This window comes from Sphingobium sp. AP50 (assembly GCF_900109095.1).
Classification (GTDB): domain Bacteria; phylum Pseudomonadota; class Alphaproteobacteria; order Sphingomonadales; family Sphingomonadaceae; genus Sphingobium.
In genome coordinates this window covers 217103-235439 of sequence record NZ_FNYZ01000004.1, presented here as the reverse complement: position 1 = coordinate 235439, position 18337 = coordinate 217103, and the positions used below count along the sequence as shown (strand labels likewise).

Genomic DNA, 18337 nt, shown 5'->3' with positions numbered 1-18337 from the left:
CCTATTCCCCCCTTTGCACGGCGCGCATCGCGTCCGGCAGATTCTGGCCGTGGATTTCAAGAAGACGGTGCGCTTCGTCGGTTGCCACCCCCATGGCAACCAGCACCGCCTGCTTGATGTCCTGTCCCGCTGCATCCAGCGCGCGCGATGCGGCTGCCATGTCCACATCGGCAATGTCGCGCACCATGGCCTCTCCACGCAAGCGCAGCTTTTCATTGGAGATGCGCATGTTGACCATGCGGCCGCGATAGACGAGGCCCATGCGCAGCATGATGGCGGTGGACAGGATGTTGAGCGTCGCCTTTTGCGCGGTGCCGGCCTTCATCCGGGTGGAGCCGGCGACGATTTCGGTGCCGGTTTCCACGGTCAGGCCATGATCGGCTGCGTCGGTCAGGGCGCTGCCAGCATTATTGGCGATGCCGATGGTGAGCGCGCCAGCCGCGCGGGCGGCGGCGATGGCGGCAAGGGTGTAGGGTGTGCGGCCGCTGGCGGCGACGCCGATCACCACGTCCTGCGGGCCAATGGACGCGGCGGCGATTTCGGCGCGGGCGGCGTCGGCATCATCCTCCGCCCCTTCGGCCGCTTCGGTCAGCGCAGCGAGGCCACCGGCCATCAGGAAGAGGAGACGTTCTTGCGGCCAGTTATAGGTGGGGTAGAGTTCGACGCCATCCTGCACGGCGATGCGGCCGGAGGTGCCCGCCCCAACATAGACCAGCCGGCCCTGCGTGCCGAGGCATGCGGCAGCGGCTTCGGCGGCCTGTGCAATGGCGTCCGCCTGCGATCCGATCGCGGCGATGGCGGCCATCTGTCCTTCCAGCATTGCTTCGACCGCGCGAATGGTCGGCCATTGGTCGATATCGACATAGCGCGGATCGATGGCTTCGGTACTCATATCTGCTCCGTGGCAGGGCGTTGACGCCCGGCTGTGATCGGTTCAACTTCATGCGCGGCAGGCAAGGGGGCGTGCAAGCGGCAGTTCTGGCATGTGGTATTGTCCCTGTCGCATTTCGATGCAACCAAAATAAATCCAATTGCCCTTTTTCGTTCATTTGGTATTGTTTCGGCATGATCGCGATACAGGATGAGAGCCGCGCCACGCTGATGGCGCGTGAGGCGGCGGAAGCGCCGGAGCGCTGCGCGGCGCAGATTGCGCGCAATGCCGATCTGATGCGGGGCGTAGGGGCGCGGCTGCGCGCGCTGGCGCCGCCCTTTGCCGCGACGCTGGCGCGGGGCAGTTCGGATCAGGCGGCGGCCTTTGCCAAGGTGCTGCTGGAAACGCGGGCGGCGATGCCGACATTGAGCCATGCGCCTTCGATTGGGTCGCTGTACAAGGCGACGTCGCCGCGCTTCAAGGACGTGCCGCTGATTGCCATTTCGCAGTCGGGGCGCAGCCCGGACCTGATCGCCGCCGCAGCGGATGCGCAGCGGCAGGGCGCGCTGGTGGTCGCCATCGTCAATGACGCTGCCTCGCCGCTCGCGCAGATGGCGGACATCTGCATTCCCATCCATGCCGGGCCGGAAACGAGCGTGGCGGCGACCAAGAGCTTCATCGGCACGCTGGTCGCACTGGCGCATCTGGTGGCGGAATGGAGCGAGGATAAGGCGTTGCTGGCGGCTTTGGCGTCTGTCGGCGATGTGCTGGAGGCTGCGGTGGCGGCCGACTGGACCGGTGCGGTGCCGTTGTTGAAAGACGCGGGCAATATGCTGGTGCTGGGGCGCGGCCTGACCCTGCCGATCGCGGGCGAGGCGGCGCTGAAGTTCAAGGAAACGTCGAGCCTGCATGCCGAAGCCTTCAGCATTGCCGAAGTGGCGCATGGGCCGATGACGCTGATCGGCGAGGGCGATCCGGTGCTGGCGCTGGGACCGATCGACGAAGCGCGGGCGGGCCTGCGCGAACGACTGGAGGATTTCCGGGCGCGCGGGGCGCAGGTGATTGCGGCGGGCCATCCCGATGATGTGGCTGCGGCGACGCTGGCGCTGCCGGGGCAGTGGGATGTGCACCCGGTGCTGGGCGCGATCGCGCAAATCCAGAGCTTCTACGGGTTGGCCAACGCCCTGTCGTTGGCGCGTGGGCGCAATCCCGACGCGCCGCCGCATCTGGCCAAGGTGACGCGGACGCTATGAACAGGCAGGCGCTTGTCGGTGCGGCGATCGTGCAGCCGGACGGGATCGTGGATGATGGCGCGCTGCTGATCGAGGGCGGGCGTATCATCGGCATCGTGGCGCGCGATGCTCTGCCGGATGGGTGCGAAACGGTGGCGCTGGAGGGCGGATGGCTGCTGCCCGGCTTCATCGATACGCAGGTCAATGGCGGCGGCGATGTGCTGTTGAACGACGGGCCCGATGTGGATGGGATCACTGCCATCGCGCGGGCGCATCGGCGATTTGGCACGACGGGCTTGTTGCCAACGCTGATCAGCGATGACGCCGATGTGGTCGATGCGGCGATCGCGGCGGGGGAAGAGGCGCTGGCGCAGGCTGTGCCGGGCGTATTGGGTATGCATATCGAGGGACCGCACCTCAACCCGTTGAAGAAGGGGATTCATGATGCCGCCAAATTCACCGCCATCGATCCGCAGGTGCTGGAACGGCTGACGCGGTCAACGATCGGGCGGCGGATAGTGACGCTGGCGCCCGAACTGGCGCCGCCCGGTGCGATCCGGTCGTTGCGCGAGGCGGGGATATTGGTGGCAGCCGGGCATAGCCTGGCCGATTATGACCAGGCGGTCGCGGCGCTGCGCGAAGGCTTGACTGGCTTTACCCATTTGTTCAACGCGATGACGCAGATGGGAAGCAGGGAGCCGGGGATGGTGGCCGCCGCATTGCTGGACCGGGACAGCCATTTCGGGCTGATCGTCGACGGGTTGCATGTCCACCCCGCCGCCCTGCGCGTGGCAGTGGCGGCACGGGGGCTGGACGGCGCGATGCTGGTGACGGACGCGATGCCGCCGGTGGGCGGCGCGCAGGACAGCTTTACCCTGATGGGTCAGTCCATCCATGTGGTGGACGGCACCTGTCGCGGGCCGGACGGGACACTGGCGGGATCGGCGCTCAGCATGGCGCAGGCCTTCCGTAATGCGATGGACATGATGGGCTGCTCCATGGTGGAGGCGTCGCGCATGGCCAGCGGCAATCCGGCGCGCTTTTTGCGGCTAGCGGATCAGACGGGCGCGATCGCTCCGGGGTTGCGCGCGGATCTGGTGCATCTGGACGGGAACCGACGGGTGCGGCGGACGTGGATCGGCGGGCAGATGGAGGAAGGCGGCGAGTGACTGATCTGCTGCCCCGGTTGCGCGCGATCGTGGGCGCCCGCCATGTGCTGACCGGGGCGCAGGCGACCGCGCGCTATCGCCATGGCTATCGCACCGGATCGGGCGAAGCGCTGGCGGTGGTGCGGCCGGGCAGTCTGGTCGAACAATGGCGCGTGGTGCAGGCCTGTGTCTCGTCGGACGTGTCGATCATCATGCAAGCGTCCAATACCGGGCTGACCGGCGGATCGACGCCCGATGGCGACGACTATCCGGGCGGCTGCGTCATCATCAGCACGACGCGGATCGATGGGCTGCACCTGATCCGGGATGGCGCGCAGGTCATCTGCCTGCCCGGCACGACCCTCTATGCGCTGGAAAAGGCGCTGGCGCCGCTGGGGCGGGAGCCGCATTCGGTGATCGGCTCCTCCTGCTTCGGCGCGTCGGTAGTGGGGGGCGTGTGCAATAATTCGGGCGGGTCGCTGGTGCAGCGGGGGCCGGCCTATACGCAGCTCAGCCTCCATGCGCAGGTTGGTGCGGACGGGGTGCTGCGGCTGGTCAATCATCTGGGCGTGGCGCTGGGCGATGATCCCGAAGAGATGCTGCGGCGGCTGGAGAGTGGCGACTTTGCGGCCGGGGATGTCGATGCGGTGGCGGATCGCTGGGCGCATGACCATGATTATGCCGGCCATGTGCGCGATATCGACAGCACGACACCCGCCCGCTTCAATGCCGACAGAAGGTGCCTGTATGAAGCGGCGGGTAGCGCGGGCAAGATGATCGTCTTTGCCGTGCGGCTCGACAGTTTCGTGAAGGAGGAAGGAGCGACCACCTTCTATATCGGGACCAATGATCCGGTTCAGTTGACCGCGATCCGGCGCGCCATATTGGGTGGGTTCAGCCAGTTGCCAGTGGCGGGCGAATATATGCACCGCAACGCATTCGATATTGCCGACCGCTATGGCAAGGACATGTTCGTCGCCATCGAGCGGCTGGGAACGGATCGCTTGCCCCGGCTGTTCGCGCTGAAATCACGGGTCGATGCGCTGCCCTTTGTCGGCGCGGGGTTCAGCGACCGGATGATGCAGCGGATTGGCCGGTTACTGCCCGATCATCTGCCGCCTGAGATGCGCGCCTGGCGCGACCGGTTCGAGCATCATCTGCTGCTCAAGATGCCGCTGGCGGCGGTGGAAGAGACGCGCGCTTTGCTGTCTGGCCTGTTCGTCGCCGGGGAGGGCGACTATTTCGAGTGCAGCCCGGCGCTGGCGGCCAAGGCCTTCCTGCATCGCTTCGTCGCGGCGGGGGCAGCGGTGCGCTATCGCGCGGTGCACCGGGACGACGTGGAGGATATCGTGCCGCTGGACGTGGCACTGCCGCGCAATGCGCTGGACTGGCAGGAGATATTGCCGCCCGATCTGGCGGCGCAGAGCGTCCACAGCCTCTATTATGGCCATTTTCTGTGCCATGTGTTCCATCAGGATTATATCGTGCGCAAGGGCGTGAACCCGCTGGCGTTCGAGCATCGGATCTGGGCGCTGCTGGACGCGCGCGGGGCGGAATATCCGGCCGAACATAATGTCGGCCATCTCTATAAGGCGAAGGCCGATCTGGCGGACTTCTATCGCCGGATCGATCCGCGCAACCAGTGCAATCCGGGCATCGGCCAGACGGCGCGGGCGCGCCATTGGGGTGAGCCGCAACAGGAGGCGCAACGATGAGCTATTTTCTGAGCATCGATGCGGGGGGCAGCAATTGTCGCGCGCGGCTGATCGACAGTGATGGCAAAGTAATCGGTACCGGGCAGGGCGGGACCGCCAATGCCCGGATCGGGCTGGAGCCGCTGTACGCGACATTGCGCGCCGTGTCGGATCAGGCGATCGGGGAGGCGGGGCTGTCCCCGGCGCAGGTCGAAAGGATCCGGGCGGGCATGGGCATCGCCGGCATTTCGCGGCCGGGCGTGCGTGATGCGCTGAAGGATTTCGCCTTTTCTTTTGCATCGGTCGCTTATGAGACGGACGCCTTCATCGCCAATCTGGGCGCGCATGGCGGCGGGGATGGGGCGATCCTGATCCTGGGTACGGGCAGCATTGCGCAGGTGCGCGCGGGTGGCCGGGATTTCACCATAGGCGGCTATGGCTTCCCCATTTCCGATGAGGGCAGTGGCGCAGCGCTGGGCCTGAGCGCGATGCGCCACGCGCTGCGCGCGCTGGATGGGCGATCGCAGACGACGCCGCTCAGCCGGGCGGTGACGGAGCGGTTCGGCCATGACACAGCGCAGGCGATCGGCTGGATGGATAAGGCCAGCCCCAAAGATTATGGCAGTTTCGCGCCATTGGTGATGGATTATGCCGAGGCCGACGATGCCATCGCCCGATCGATCGTCGAGGATGCGGTCCAGCATATCGAGCGGTTTATCGAGACGATTTTCGAACGGGGGGCGAGCCGTTGCACGCTGGTTGGCGGACTGGCCGAGCGGATGCAGCTCTGGCTGCGGGCGCGGACGGTGGCGCGGCTGAGTCCGATGCTGGGCGATCCGCTGGACGGGGCGCTGCTGCTGGCGGGCTATCAGGCTAAGGGTTGACGGTGATGATTGCGCGGCGATAGCTGGTGAGGGCAGGTTTGCCCTGATCGCGCGCCTCCAGAATGATGTGGAAGCGGGTCGCTTCCTCGACGGCGGGGACGGTGAAGCGGGTGTCGCGCGGATCGCCGCGTTGCAGCTCGACGCGGGGATTGCGGTTGGTCGCTTCGGACTCGCGATATTGCCACCAGTCATAGGTGACGGCGTCGCCATCGGGATCGGCCGATCCGGCAGCGGAGAGGCGGATGACGTCGCCGGGTTTGGCGGTCAGTTCAACTGGGGCGTTCCCTGCGACCCCATTCAGGACCAGTCGGGGCGGGTGATTGGCGCCCTTGTAGCTGGACTGGAGCGACCACTGTATCCGGGCGGCAAAGTCATTCTGGAAGGCTTCGCGCCAGCGCCAGATGGTCGCCTTGTTGCTTTGACGGGTACGGCCGTCCGCGCCGGTGACGAGGTCGCTGGTGTCGGTCCAGATGCCGTCCCATTCCGAAATCTTGCCATAGCGGCCGCCCCAGCTGCCATAATCGGGATGCTCCGGATGGCCCAGGCCATTGGGGACCAGATAGAGGAAGCTGGGCGTGTCGCCTTCCATGATAAATTCATAATTTGGATAGAGCGATCCCAGCGGGCCGATCTGGATATTTTCGCGCAACCATTCCTTGGAAACGGTCGTGAAGTCCGGCCCGTCGAAATAATACATGCGGTCGCCCGATATGCCGCCCCAGGTCGACAGATTATAGTGGCGATGCGCGGTCAGGCTGACGATCCAGAAGAGATCGGGGAAATAGCGACGGACCCAGGGGCCGGCATTATCCTGATCGGAGATGGAATAGACGCGCAATTTGCTGACGAATGTGGCGAGTTGTTCGGGCGATCGGGTTTCGCGCACCGTCCAGAGCGCCTGCGCCAGATCGACCGCGCCGCCCCAGACGGTGATCCAGACGGGCCGGGGATCGGGTCGGTCGACGGCGGCGATGATCGCCTGCGATCCCGGCGTGTCCTTGCCTGCGCCCACGCCCGCCATGCCATATTCGGGGCGGCCGGGCTTTACCGCAGCGCGCAGTGCGTCGGCGCTGGGCCAGCCATCGGCATGGGCCTTGAGGTTGGGAAGGACCTGCGCATAGGCGTCTATCCGGCGCAGGATTTGTTTGGGGTGGACACTGTCCTTGAGGTGCCGTGAGGTCGAAGGGATCAGCGCTTCTATGTCGAAATCATTGGCATAGAGCAGGAAGCGGACCATCGATTCCATGTCGTCCGGGTCGGACCCGATATCGGTCAACACGATGACGCGGGATTTTGGCAGGTCGCTGCTTTTGCCCGGTGCCGCCTGCGCGGGCAAGGCCGCCAGAGCAAGGGCGCAAAAGGCGGTAGCCCAAGCCAGTTTCATCGGGAATCGTCCTTGCGAATAGGGGCGGCGTCGATCGACGCCGCCCCGCATAGGATCAGAAGCGGACGCGCACGCCGCCGGAGAGGCGCCGGCCGGTCTGGCGATATTCCTTCGTCCGGTCCGGGCTGACCGAGTAGATGAACTCCTTCGCATTATTGAGGTTGATCGCATCGGCGAAGATGGTGAAGTTCGGCGTCACCTCATAAGACAGGCCGGCGTCGAGTTGGCCATAGGCGTCGAAATATTCCGGTTCACCGTTGCGGCCCGATGCGACCTGAAGGAAATTGTCGCGCCAGGTGTAGGCGACGCGCGCCTGGATGCCATATTTCTCATAGAAGCCGACGAGGCTGTAGCTGTACTTCGACAATCCTTCGAGGCCGAAGGAGACATTGGCCACCGCATTTTCATATTTGGCGTTGGAGTCGGTGAAGTTGAAGCTGGTCTGCACGCCAAGACCGTCGAACGGGGCGGGCAGGCCGGAGAAGGCCTGACGATAGCCGACTTCGAAGCCCTTGACCGTCGCGCCCTTGCCATTGCCGGGCACCGTCACCTGGAACGTCACCTGATCCACCGTCTGCGGCGTGGTGATCAATGTCACGAAGGAGTCGATCTTCTTGTAGAAGGCGGCGAAGGACAGGAGCGAGGAGTCGGCGAAATACCATTCCACGCCTGTTTCGATCTGCTTGGCCCGGAAGGGTTGCAGGTCGGGATTGCCGCGACTGATCGTCTCATTGCCGGGGTTGGTCTGGATCGACTGGCGCGGCGACAGGTCGGTCAGGGTCGGGCGGGTCATCACCTTCGACGCGGACAGGCGCAGGATCAGATTGTCGGTCGCCTCCAGCTTGATGTTGAGCGAGGGCAGCCAGTCGTCATATTTGCCGCGGAAGCTGACGGGGACGATGCCCGACACGACGATATCGTTTTGCCCCGTGGGATTGCCATTGGCGTCGACGCGCGGCTTGGCGCTCAAGACCGTGCGGGATGCGCCTGACGAGGTGTAATCGGTATTCTCGTAGCGCAAACCGGCGTTGATCGTCAGCGGCATCGACCCCAGCATGGTTTCGAAATTGGCCATGACATAGGCGATCTTCACCTTCTCATCGATCACCGAAGAGGCGGAAGGCGAGAAGACGGCCGGATTGAACGCCTTGCCATCTTCGGTCGCATATTGATCGATCAACTGGACCAGTTGCTGCGGGTTGTAGATCACCCAGTCGCGGATGATATTGTCCGGGCCGCCGCCCTGGAAGAAATTGCGGTTGGTCGGGCTGAAGAGCGAGGTCGGCAGCAGACGGTCGGAACCGCAATAGGCGCATTGTTCGCCAAAGGGCATTTCGTCGGCCGTCAACGTCTTCTTGCGGTTGGCGATCATGCCGCCGGTGAAGAGGGTGAGGTTGGACGTCGCCTTCCATTCGGTATCGGCGCGATATTCGCCAATCTTGTCATCGACGTCTGTGCCGCCGCCCCAGATATAGTAATGGGCGGTGATGCCCTGCGGGTTGGTCGCGGCATTGGGGTAATTGGGGCTGGTGAAGCCATAATCATAGATCGGGCTGTCGCCGCGCCGGTCGAACCACAGGTCAACATTTTTACGGCGGATGGTGGTGAAGAGATTATTCTCCTTACCGCGCCGTTCCGCCTTGGATCGGGAAGCGTCCAGCTTCAGCTTGAAATTGTCGGACGGCTTCCATTCGACATTCGCACCGAACTGGTTGGTCATGACATTGCGCTGGTCATATTGCAGGATCTGGTCGACGAAGCCGCCCTGATAGCGCTGATAGACCGCTTCGCCATCTTCAACGACCTGCTCGACCAACGTGCCACCGGAAAAGTCATAGGCAAGGCCGGTTTGCTGTTCGGTAAACTTGGCCTTAGAATAGAGGCCGTCCAGCGTGACGGTCAGCGTATCGGTCGGCCGGGCCTGGAAGGAGCCGGAGAAGCCATAGCGTTCCAGACCGCGTTCGAAGAAGAAGGGCGACAGGTTGGAGGGCATGGAGATGTTGCTGAACGGCGCGACATTTGGCCCGATGCGGCCGCCATCCACACCATTGGCGCGATAATAGGAGTCGGTGCTGGAGCGATGAACATGGCCGGCGCCGATGGTGAACTCATCATTGCGGGTGTCGCGCTTGGTATAGACGCCCGATAGCGACAGGCCGATGGTACGGTCGGCATTGCGCCAGGAGGCGACGCCCGAGATTTCAGGATTGAACTTGTCGGCGATCTCGGCCCACATCTGTCCGGCGGACGCGCTGAAGGCGAATTGCTCCTTCTGGTCGATCGGGCGCAGCGTGTGGACGTCCACCGTCGCGCCGATTGATGCGCCGTTCAGATTGGCCTGGGGCGATTTGAACACGTCGGCACCGGCGATGATTTCGGACGGCAGCACGTCGAAGGAAAATTCGCGACCATTATTGTCGGTGGCTAGCGTGCGGCCGTTGACGGTAACGGCGTTGAATTTGGGGCCAAAGCCACGGACGGTGATGTAGCGGCCTTCACCCCGGTTCCGTTCGATGGTGACGCCGGCGACACGTTGAAGGGATTCGGCGACATTCTGGTCAGGCAGCTTGCCCAGATCCTCGGCCACGATCGAGTCGACCACGCCGACCGATTCCCGCTTGATATCGATCGAGGCTTTCTGGCTGGCGCGGATGCCGGTGACGATGATGTCTTCCGTTGTCGATTCCGCATTTTGCGCCGCGGATGCATCCTGCGCCAGGGCCGCGCCGCCGATCGTCAGCGCCAGACCGGACGCCGCCATCATGCTCGCAAGACGGACCTTACCCACCTTCCTCATAACCACTCTCCCTCTCTTTATTGTCGGTGTTTATGGCGCAATGTTGCGCATATGTCAAATGACGTAATACATAATATGAATTAGCGAACGGCGCGGATCGGGAGCACGCACAGCGCCGATCCGAAGACGAACAGCAGCGCCGCGATGAAGATGGCGCGATAGTCATTGTCGAACAGGCCGAGCAGAATGGCGGCCATGACCGGGCTGATGATCTGGGGAATATTGACCGCCGTGGTCAGCACGCCCAGATCCTTGCCTTCGTCCCCCAGCGCGCTTTGGGGCAGCACCTGCGTCATCAACGCCATGTCGATCGACATGAACATGCCATATCCGATGCCGATCACCCCGGCATAGACCCACATGCCCGCCATGGATGGCGCCAATAGGGGCGCTGTCATGGCGATGCCCATGATCAGGCTGCCCAGTATGACGAAGGGCTTGCGCCGTTGCCAGCGGTCGGACAGCCAGCCGGAGATCAGCGAGGAGGCGACGAGGCAGACCAGGGTGAGCAGCGCCATATTGGCGATGGCGATGTTGGACGCGCCGTCGGACAGGCCGATATAGTCGCGCAGGATATAGAGCAGATAGGCGGCGACCGCCTGATAGCCCATATAGATGGTGAAGCGGCTGGCGAAGGCCCAGGCGAAATCGGGATGGGCGCGCGGGCTGATCCAGAAGCTCTTGAAGAAGCTGCCCCAGTGGATGGGACGGCGTGGCGTGGCGTCGCTGGGCGGTTCGCGGTTGAGCGCGACGAAGGCGATGCAGGAGGCGGCGATGGCGCCGGCGAACAGGCCATAGGCCAGCACGCGCTCTCCAGCCAGATAGCCCGCGACCACCGTGCCCGCCGTCAGACCAGCGGTCATGCCCGCGCCAACGATGCCCGATATGCTGCCGCGCGTTTCCGGAGCGAAGCGATCGGCGATCAGCGTGGTCATCGCCGGTTGCATGGCGTTATAGGCGATCGCCGCCATCACCCACAGGATCATCAGCGACCAGAAGCTGGTCATCCACGATACCCCGAACAGGCAGAGCGATCCGATGAGCGAAGCGATGGCGATCCATGGCGCACGGCGACCCCAGCGGCTGCGAGTGCGGTCCGACAGGGCGCCCGCGATCGGCGTCGCCAGCGTCGAGAAGATCGAGGTGATGGCGAAGAGCAGGGCGAGATTATTTTCTTTTGCGCCCGGCGAGAGTTCGGCGATCTGGTTGGGCAGCAACACGCCCAGCACGCCGCTGTACAGCGCCATCAGCAAGAAGAAATTGACCATCAGCGACAGTTGCAGCCGGACGCGCGCCGGGCCTGTCACCCATTGGGGCGAGGCGGTGTCGGTGGTTGTGGCGACGCCGTGCATCAGTGGTTCGCCCGGCCCTGTGGCACCAGACGCAGGCCCGCATCGCGGGGGCGGCGGTGCGGGCCGCCGCGTATATTCCAGCCATTGCCGGCCACGCTCTGCGCAATGGCGGCTTCATCGACCAATATGCCGAGGCCCGGACGGTCGCCAAGCACGATGCCGCCATCGGCAATCTGCTGATCGACGTCGAGACCGGTGGGGAAGCGGAAGTCCTGCACTTCTATGCCGATCATGTTGGGCACGGCCGCAGCGGCATGGGCCACCGGATTGGCATTATAGGCCACCGGCGAGACGGGCAGGCCGCGCGCATGGGCGGCCATGGCGACGCGGTGGAAATGGGTGATGCCCCAGACGCTGCCGGTCTGGACGATGTCCACGGCGCCAGCATCCAGCAGGGGCATATATTGTTCCAGCCCGGTGAGATTTTCGCCGGTGGCGACGGCGGCCTTGGCGGCGCGGGAAATGGCGGCGTGGCCCGCCGCGTCCCAGCGGCGCACCGGCTCCTCGATCCAGGTCAGGTCGACCCGCTTTTCGATTTCGGCGAGATGGCGGATCGCCTGTTTGCAATTCCAGGCTTCGTTGACGTCCAGCATCAGCGCGGGGCGACTGCTGTTGCGCGACAGGATGTCGCGTACCGTCTCCAGCCGGGCGATGTCGCGATCGAGATCGCGGCCGCCCTTGATCTTGGCGGCGGTGAAGCCGCGATCGGCCCAGTCGCCATAATGGGCGGCGAAGGCATCATCATCCAGACCATAGCAAAGGCCCGAGGCATAGCCGGGCACGAAGCGGTCGCCCGCGCCCAATGTGCGCCACAGGGGTTCGTCGGCCATCTTGGCCTTGAGATCCCACAGCGCCATGTCGATCGCAGCGATCGTGCCGAAGGTCGCGCCGGCATGGCCGCTCTTGAACACATGAGCGAGCATTGCGTCATAGAGGGTCGATACGGCACGGGGGTCCGCCCCTTCGACCGCAGGAAACAGCCGGTCGATCTCGCCATGCTGGCCAAGGCCCACGCCGGTCAGGCCGCCATCGGTTTCCAGCAACAGCAGGGGCACTTCGGTAATGCCCGACTGGACGACGCCATTCACGTCGCCCACGGGGCGCTGCCAGTCATGATAGGCGGTAAGGCTGCGATAGCCTGTGATCTTCATTGTATGTCCTCTACCCTCCGGTCCAGCCGGCCACGAGTCATATTATGTATTATCTATGTTGTTTGACAAGTCTTGACGACACTTGTCAATCGGGTCCACCGTCGAAAAAAGCGTCGTGCAGGGCGTGAGCATGAGAAAAGGCGTAAAAAACATGCAGGATAGAGTGGCCGGCGGGGGCCCGGCAGCGACGCAAAGGGTCAGGCGGCGTCCGCGACTGGCGGAAGCGGTGGTCGAGGACCTGGTCAATGCGATCGTCACCGAAATGTATCCGGCGGGGACTGCGCTGCCGCCGGAAAATATGCTGTGCGACATGTATGGCGTCAGCCGGACGGTGGTGCGCGAGGCGACGACGGCGCTGACCGAAAAGGGGCTGGTGGTATCGCAGCAGGGGCGTGGGACGATCGTGCGGGATTCGCGTGACTGGAACCTGCTGGACCCGATGATCCTGGCGGCCCTGTTCCGGCGCGAGGATGGCCTGTCCTATCTGGATAATCTGTCGGAAATCCGATCCTCGCTGGAAGCGTCGATGGCGGCCAAGGCGGCGAAGAAGGCGACGCCCGATAGCGTGGCGGAGCTATCCGCGCAGATCGACAAGCTGGAAGCGCTGGTCGAGATGCCGGCTGCCTATGTGCATGAGGATGTCAATTTCCATGATATCATCATGCGCATGTCGGGCGACCGGCTGAGCAAGGCGATCATCGACGGCATTCAGGGCAAGGCGCTCAACACCCATGGCTATGCCGGCAAGCTGAGCGTGGCGCATGTGCGCGACACCCATGCCGCGCACCGGCGTATCCATGACGCGATCGTGGCGGGTGACCCGGAAGGGGCCGCGCGCGCGATGCGCGAACATATCGAATCATCCTGGGCCAAGCGGCGGGGTTCGCGCGCGGCGACATAGGATGTCGTGGGCTGCCGGTGGGCAGCCCATAACCGATGACTTACTTCTGCGCGCCGCTGGCGACCAGATCATCGACATCATGGCTGACGCCGTTCGCCACCACCTTGCGGACCTTGAACGTGTTGGCGATATTTTCACGCGGATCGCCTTCGATCAGGGCGATGTCGGCCAGTTTCCCTGCTTCCAGCGTACCGGCGTCCAGATTGAGCGCCCTGGCCGGATTGACGGTAGCGGTTTGCAGCGCCTGGAACGGCGTGAGGCCGGCATCGACATAGGATGCGATTTCGGCATGGAGATTGGTCGAGATCATCGTGTCGGTACCGGCGACCACCTGGGCACCGGCATCATACATCTTCTTCATGCTCAGCAGCATGCCGCCGAACATCGGCTTGATCAGGCCTTCCAGCGGGCTGCGTTCGGTGACCGACTTCTGCGCCCAGACCGGGAACAGCTTGATGCGCGGGTCATTCATATAATCGGGATGCTTGGCCAGATAGCCTGACAGCGCGCCGAACATCGTCGGCGTCAGGGTGCGACCGCTGCGGCCGAACAGTTGCACGACATCGTCATAGGCAATGCCCAGCGGCCCCTGTTTGGGCGAATAGCCGCGCCGGCTGGTCGCGCCGACATGTTCAGTGCCGTCCACGCCGGTATAGGCGGCGGGGAAGATTTCATGGCCCGACACCGGCACGCCCATCTCATGCGCCGCCTCCACGATGCGGCGCTGGCCGAAATCGGTCATGCGCACATAGCTTTTGATGAGGTCATATTTGAGCGCCTTGGCCCGCGCCAGTTCGCGCTCCAGATGCGCAGGGCCGGATACGGCGACGCCCATCTTATAATAGACGCGCTGCCATTCCAGCAGCGGGCTGGCGGTGTAGAGGCGCGGACTGACGCGGACGCCCGCTTCGCTCGCCTCGCGATCCTCGATCGCGTCATAGACCATGGTGCCCGGATCGCGGACCGTGGTGATGCCATAGGCCAGCCAGGCCTTTTCCAGATTGGAACCGAAATCCTTCTGAACATGGGCATGATATTCGATCAGGCCGGGGATGGCGGTCAGGTTCGGCGCGTCGATATATTTGGCGGAGGCATCGCGCTTGGCCGGATCATGGGCACGGATTTCGGTGATGCGATTGCCGTCGATCACGATATCCTTGTCGAGCTGCGTTTCGTCCTTCACCGAATCCACCAGCTTGCCGACATGGATGATGGTACGACCCGTCGGCTTGGCGAGCGTGTAGTTCAGCGTCAGCGGAACCGGCGTGACGACGCCCGTTTCCAGATTGACGGTCTTCATGCTGTCATCGGACTGGAACAGGATCGTGTTGCCGTCAGCCGCCCAGGTCGGGAAAAAGGCGGTGTCGGATGCCAGCGCGCGGGGCGGACCCAGCGGCTTGCCATCCTTGTCCACCGGCCAGACCTTCAGCAGGCCTTCATAGATGCCCGCCATCTTCGTGCCGTCGGGCGACCAGACCGGGCCGCTGCCGCTGCGGGTGTCGAGCGACATATTTTCTTCGGGGATCTGCCAGAAGGCGGGGCTGGTGCCGTCGGTCGGGATTACCCAGGCCTGATTGGTGCCTTCGCGGAAACTGCTCGAATATTTGTGGGACAGGCTGATGACGACATATTTGCCGTCCGCCGACCAGCTGGGGCTGCCCGGCTGGCCCAGCGAGGTCTGGAGCCGGGTGATCTTGCCGGTCGCGACGTCGACCATGCAGACGCCCGCGACGCCCCATTGTCCGTCAATGTCGAGGAAGGCGATCTTCGTGCCATCGGGCGACCAGGCGGCGCCCAGCGGCTGGGTGTCCATATTGACCAGTTGGCGATCCTTGCCGGTGGCAAGGTCGCGGATGAACAATTCGGGCAGGCCGCCATTGCGATCGGAGGAATAGGCGATGCTCTTTCCATCGGGCGACCAGGTGGGATCGGCGTCGAGCGCGGCATCCTTGGTCAGATTCTCCGGCACGCCGCCCTTGGACGATACGACATAGAGGTCGCCGAGCGCGACGAAGGCGATCTGGCTGCCATCGGGCGAGATTTTGGGATGCATGATGCCCAGCGCCTTGCGCGGCGCGGTCGAATCCCAGTCGCGCTTGGCGCGGGTGTAGCTGGGGCGGACGGCTTCAAGCGTAGCGGCGAAGGGGATGATGGTCGCCTTTGCGCCTGCCCGATAATGCAGCTTTCCGTCGGCGGCGTAATAATAGCCGGTCTTGTTCCACGACACGCGGAATGGCGCGACGACTTCGCTGCCGCTCACCGTCTTGCCATCGATCTGGAGGTAGGAGCCTTTGGGATCGGAGGCGACATAGGCGAGTTGGCCGGATGGGCCGTAAGAGGGCGCATCCAGCCGCGTGCCATCGATCGCCTTGAGCAGGCTTTCCTTGCCATCCGCCAGGCTCGTTTCGAACAGGGAGGCCTTCACCATTCCTTCCTGACTGGAATAGGCGATCTTCGTGCCGTCGGGCGACCAGGTCGGCATGCGGTCTTCCAGCGGCCCCTTGCTGATCTGCTTCAGCGCGCCGCTGGCAAGGTCGATGGTCCAGATATCGTAATTGCTGCCCGACCGATCCGAGGAGAAGGCGATGGTCTTGCCATCGGGTGAGAAGGTCGGTTCGCGATCGTCATAGGCGCCGTTGGTCAGCTTGCGCATATCGCTGCCGTCGGGCTTGATCGTCCAGAGATCATAGCCGCCGTCGCGATAGGAGAAATAGGCGAGGTGCGATCCGTCCGGCGCCCAGACCGGCTGGCGGGCATCGTTGAAATAATCGGTGATCCGCTTTGCCTTGCCGCCCTTGACCGGCACGATCCACAGGCTGCCCTGCAAGTCCATCGCCAGCCATTTGCCGTCGGGCGACACCGACACGGCCATGGACGTGCCTTCATGCACGTCGAAAGCGACCGGGGTTTCGCCGCCGGGCGGGGGGAGATTGGCGGGTTGGGCGTAGGCGGTCGTCGCGCTTGCGGTCAGAAGGGCGAGGGACAGGAGCTTGATGGCAGATTTCATGATCTTGGAGTTTCCCTTACCAGCCAAAAATATAGCGTTCGCGGCGGACATCCGCGCCGCCGCGCAGCGTGCCGCTGCCCGGCACGACACCGGCAGCGACGATGCCGGTGGACACGGCGAACGGCCCCAGCACGTCGAGCCTGTGGCCACGCGCGGTCAGATCGTCACGGACGGCCTGCGGCACGCGATCCTCGATCTCCAGCACGCCCGGTTCATCCTTCTTGATGCCGAAGGAGTTGTGGAAATGGTTGGAATTGATGCGCGGCGCCTCGATCGCGGCCTGTAGCGGCTGATCGAAGGCGAGGACGCGGAGCAGGACGTTCATGATCTGCTGATCCTGATTGTCGCCGCCGGGCGTGCCGATTGCCAGATAGGGCGCGCCGTCCTTGAGCACCATGGACGGCGACAGGGTCGTGCGGGGCCGCTTGCCCGGCGCCAGCACATTGGGGCTGGCGGTATCGAGATCGAACACGGTCAGCCGATTGCTCATCGGGACGCCGGTGTCGCCCGCAATATAGGCGCCGCCCAGCATCCAGCCGGAACTGGGCGTGCAGGAAAAGAGGTTGCCGTGCCTGTCCACCACCTCGATTGCGGTCGTATCGGCCGTGGGCCTGGGTGGGGCCTTGAGCATATGGGGGGTGAAGAGGGGCGTGGTGCGCGCCTTGCCCTCATAGGCCCATGGGTCGCCGAAACGATGGTCGAGGGAGGCTTTCGGCCCGATCTGCTTCGCGCGGGCGGCGGCATAGCCCTTCGACAGGAGGCCCTTCATCGGCACGGTCGCGAAATCGGGATCGCCGAAATACATGTTGCGATCGTCGAAGGCGAGCTTGATCGATTCCGCCACGGTGTGGAGATAGGGGGCGGACCCCGGCTCCATCGCGGCGATGCCGGCCGCCTCGGCGATGTTCAGCGCCATCAGCATGGCCGGACCCTGGCTCCAGAAGCCGGCCTTGTACACCTGATAGCCGAACACATTGGTCATTATCGGGGTTTCGATTTTCCCCTTATAGGATGAGAGATCCTCATAGCGCATCAGGCCGCCGTCGCGCGCCATGGCGGCGCCGATGCGACGAGCGATGTCGCCCTTGTAGAAAGCGTCGCGCCCGGCCTGGATTGCGGCCTTGCGGTCCTTCGTCTTTGCAAAGGCGGTGCGGTCAGCCTCCGCGATGATGCGCATGGTGCGAGCAAGGTTGGGCTGACGGAAGAACTCGCCGGTCCTGGGGGGCTGGCCGCCCGGATAATAGGCGTCATAGGCGTCCTTATATCTGGACGTCGCCTTCTGCTGACTGACGAAAACCTCCGCCAGGAAATTATACATGACGAAGCCATCGGCCAGTTCGATCGCCGGTTGCATCACCTGATCGAGGGTCATCGTGCCGTTAAGCTGGAGCGCCAGCGCCATGGCGTCGACCATGGCGGGTACCGTGCCGCCATTGGGGCCATTGCCGGGGATGACCCCGGCGGCGGCGAATTTGTCCGGTGTGGCAAGGGCGGGGGCGACGCCCTGTCCGTTCACCAGCGATATCTTTTTCGTGCCAGCATCATAGATAATGGTGGGCGCTTCGCCGCCAAAGCCGAAATGGGATATTTCCGTCACCGCCGCCGCGAACACGGCCGCGACGCCGGCATCGGTCGCGTTGCCGCCCGCCATCAGGATGCGGGTGCCCGCCGCCACGGCATAATGGCGACCGGCCGCCACGATGCCGAACTGACCGACGATTTCGGGCCGCAATGTTTCGCCCGCGCTGACCAGTCGGGTGGGTTCGATCGCCGGTTTGGATGCCTGTGCGATGGCGGGCATCGCATTGCCCATCAGGGTCACGCCGCCCGCCGCCAGCGCCGCAAAGTCGCGACGGCTCAACCCTTGCTTGTCGCTGTCGCTCATCCCGTAAATCCCCTGTGGTCAGCATGGTCTG

12 protein-coding genes are annotated in these 18337 nt (G+C 64.0%); 5 read left to right on the top strand and 7 right to left on the bottom strand.

Going from position 1 to position 18337, the window contains the following annotated elements:
- Window position 1: 1 nt before the first annotated feature.
- Window positions 2-892: an N-acetylmuramic acid 6-phosphate etherase gene (locus tag BMY84_RS10495; RefSeq protein ID WP_093083673.1), complete on the bottom strand. Its 891-nt coding sequence runs from the start codon at window positions 890-892 to the stop codon at window positions 2-4.
- A 173-nt stretch (window positions 893-1065) separates the two neighbouring features.
- On the opposite strand from BMY84_RS10495, the gene BMY84_RS10490 reads away from it, so the two are divergent.
- From BMY84_RS10490 to BMY84_RS10475, 4 genes are read left to right on the top strand one after another with little or no spacing between them, the layout of a single operon-like run.
- Window positions 1066-2124, top strand: coding sequence for an SIS domain-containing protein (locus BMY84_RS10490; RefSeq protein WP_093083672.1), 1059 nt, complete (start codon window positions 1066-1068; stop codon window positions 2122-2124).
- A complete protein-coding gene (gene nagA / locus BMY84_RS10485) occupies window positions 2121-3272 on the top strand; it encodes an N-acetylglucosamine-6-phosphate deacetylase (RefSeq protein WP_093083670.1) in 1152 nt (383 codons plus the stop codon). The genes BMY84_RS10490 and nagA overlap by 4 nt, the downstream gene beginning before the upstream one ends.
- Window positions 3269-4966, top strand: a complete 1698-nt coding sequence (gene dld / locus BMY84_RS10480) for a D-lactate dehydrogenase (protein ID WP_093083668.1) — start codon at window positions 3269-3271, stop codon at window positions 4964-4966. The genes nagA and dld overlap by 4 nt, the downstream gene beginning before the upstream one ends.
- Window positions 4963-5829 carry a BadF/BadG/BcrA/BcrD ATPase family protein gene (locus BMY84_RS10475; RefSeq protein WP_093083667.1) on the top strand — a complete coding sequence of 289 codons (867 nt, stop codon included), beginning with the start codon at window positions 4963-4965 and terminating at the stop codon, window positions 5827-5829. The genes dld and BMY84_RS10475 overlap by 4 nt, the downstream gene beginning before the upstream one ends.
- Here the strand turns inward: BMY84_RS10475 and BMY84_RS10470 are convergent.
- From BMY84_RS10470 to BMY84_RS10455, 4 genes are all read right to left on the bottom strand, one after another.
- Window positions 5819-7213, bottom strand: a complete 1395-nt coding sequence (locus BMY84_RS10470) for a DUF1593 domain-containing protein (protein ID WP_093083665.1) — start codon at window positions 7211-7213, stop codon at window positions 5819-5821. The genes BMY84_RS10475 and BMY84_RS10470 overlap by 11 nt on opposite strands.
- 55 nt (window positions 7214-7268) lie before the next feature.
- Window positions 7269-10010, bottom strand: coding sequence for a TonB-dependent receptor (locus tag BMY84_RS10465; RefSeq protein WP_218146938.1), 2742 nt, complete (start codon window positions 10008-10010; stop codon window positions 7269-7271).
- Window positions 10011-10090: 80 nt separating this feature from the next.
- The gene (locus BMY84_RS10460; RefSeq protein ID WP_093083664.1) at window positions 10091-11362 is read right to left on the bottom strand and encodes an MFS transporter; all 1272 of its coding nucleotides are present in this window, start codon (window positions 11360-11362) and stop codon (window positions 10091-10093) included.
- A complete protein-coding gene (locus tag BMY84_RS10455; protein ID WP_093083662.1) occupies window positions 11362-12513 on the bottom strand; it encodes a mandelate racemase/muconate lactonizing enzyme family protein in 1152 nt (383 codons plus the stop codon). Before BMY84_RS10455 ends, BMY84_RS10460 begins: the two co-directional genes overlap by 1 nt.
- A 151-nt stretch (window positions 12514-12664) precedes the next feature.
- Here BMY84_RS10455 and BMY84_RS10450 point away from each other — a divergent pair, with 151 nt between their 5' ends.
- Window positions 12665-13414, top strand: coding sequence for a FadR/GntR family transcriptional regulator (locus tag BMY84_RS10450; protein WP_093083661.1), 750 nt, complete (start codon window positions 12665-12667; stop codon window positions 13412-13414).
- A gap of 40 nt (window positions 13415-13454) precedes the next feature.
- On the opposite strand, the gene BMY84_RS10445 is transcribed toward BMY84_RS10450, so the two are convergent.
- The gene (locus tag BMY84_RS10445) at window positions 13455-16421 is read right to left on the bottom strand and encodes an amidohydrolase family protein (RefSeq protein WP_093083659.1); all 2967 of its coding nucleotides are present in this window, start codon (window positions 16419-16421) and stop codon (window positions 13455-13457) included.
- 16 nt (window positions 16422-16437) lie between these two features.
- A complete protein-coding gene (locus tag BMY84_RS10440) occupies window positions 16438-18306 on the bottom strand; it encodes a gamma-glutamyltransferase family protein (RefSeq protein WP_093083657.1) in 1869 nt (622 codons plus the stop codon).
- Between the last annotated feature and the right edge of the window lie 31 nt (window positions 18307-18337).

Bases quoted from the DNA above. Each gene is read 5' to 3' on its own strand.
- BMY84_RS10495 (WP_093083673.1), bottom strand. From the start codon at position 892: ATGAGTACCGAAGCCATCGATCCGCGCTATGTCGATATCGACCAATGG.
- BMY84_RS10490 (WP_093083672.1), top strand. From the start codon at position 1,066: ATGATCGCGATACAGGATGAGAGCCGCGCCACGCTGATGGCGCGTGAG.
- nagA (WP_093083670.1), top strand. From the start codon at position 2,121: ATGAACAGGCAGGCGCTTGTCGGTGCGGCGATCGTGCAGCCGGACGGG.
- BMY84_RS10475 (WP_093083667.1), top strand. From the start codon at position 4,963: ATGAGCTATTTTCTGAGCATCGATGCGGGGGGCAGCAATTGTCGCGCG.
- BMY84_RS10470 (WP_093083665.1), bottom strand. From the start codon at position 7,213: ATGAAACTGGCTTGGGCTACCGCCTTTTGCGCCCTTGCTCTGGCGGCC.
- BMY84_RS10465 (WP_218146938.1), bottom strand. From the start codon at position 10,010: ATGAGGAAGGTGGGTAAGGTCCGTCTTGCGAGCATGATGGCGGCGTCC.
- BMY84_RS10460 (WP_093083664.1), bottom strand. From the start codon at position 11,362: ATGCACGGCGTCGCCACAACCACCGACACCGCCTCGCCCCAATGGGTG.
- BMY84_RS10455 (WP_093083662.1), bottom strand. From the start codon at position 12,513: ATGAAGATCACAGGCTATCGCAGCCTTACCGCCTATCATGACTGGCAG.
- BMY84_RS10450 (WP_093083661.1), top strand. From the start codon at position 12,665: ATGCAGGATAGAGTGGCCGGCGGGGGCCCGGCAGCGACGCAAAGGGTC.
- BMY84_RS10445 (WP_093083659.1), bottom strand. From the start codon at position 16,421: ATGAAATCTGCCATCAAGCTCCTGTCCCTCGCCCTTCTGACCGCAAGC.
- BMY84_RS10440 (WP_093083657.1), bottom strand. From the start codon at position 18,306: ATGAGCGACAGCGACAAGCAAGGGTTGAGCCGTCGCGACTTTGCGGCG.